Origin of the sequence: Staphylococcus cornubiensis (assembly GCF_900183575.1) — a bacterium.
Taxonomy (GTDB): Bacteria; Bacillota; Bacilli; order Staphylococcales; family Staphylococcaceae; genus Staphylococcus; species Staphylococcus cornubiensis.
Genome location: NZ_FXUZ01000036.1, coordinates 1 through 740, shown reverse-complemented (window position 1 = coordinate 740; position 740 = coordinate 1). Strand labels below are relative to the sequence as shown.

Here is a 740-nt window from a genome sequence, read left to right as displayed (position 1 = left end):
TCAAGCATTGTTGCTTTGATATCGGGTAATTTATCGATATTAAGCGAAATAGGTTCTGATTCAATCTCTTCCTTTAATGATTCCAATCCTTGATGTACTTCCACGTATTGGTCTAACTTAGCTTGTTCATCAGCTAAAAGTGCATTATATTTTTGATCTAACTGCTGGCTGAATTGTTGCTGCAATTGTTGAACATCAGTTTGGTTAGATGATTTGTCCATTAACCATTGCTGTATTTTGTTACTCTGAGTCAACGACATCAGTTTGTGTCTTGTCTCCATGTAAATCTTCTCCTTTATGGTTGAAAGTGGCGCACTCACTTTCAACTTAAAATTTGTTCAAAACGTTTTGACAAGACAATCGTAATACTAAATAGAGGTCGTTGATGAAGTGGCAAAAAAATTCAAAAAAATTTCCACCAAGCAAATAAGCTCAATCCCTTTATATGAGGGATTGAGCTTACCAATTATTTATTTATTTTCTACTTAACTTCAATTAGAGCTTTTTTCGGTTATTCCTTCTTTTTAACAGTTGATTCTTAAATTGTTTCATTAACATTGCCATTGGGATGTTATCTTCGTGCGCTTTAGTCACTTCAATTTCATTATTATATGCATTATAAAATGATTTATATTCATTAATATAGCCATTTTTCATATCATTATAATGTTCAGTCTTATTAATGTATCGGTCTATCAATGTTACAACTTGCTGCATATCATCCATAAAATATTGGAACA

At 31.6% G+C, this 740-nt stretch carries 1 protein-coding gene and 1 pseudogene; both read right to left on the bottom strand.

The window, feature by feature from the left end:
- Positions 1–281: pseudogene (locus tag CCE82_RS12355) on the bottom strand (hypothetical protein); the annotation flags it as partial.
- Between the two features lie 214 nt (positions 282–495).
- A partial coding sequence (locus CCE82_RS12350) for a hypothetical protein (RefSeq protein WP_159454547.1) occupies positions 496–740 on the bottom strand: 245 nt, incomplete at its 5' end.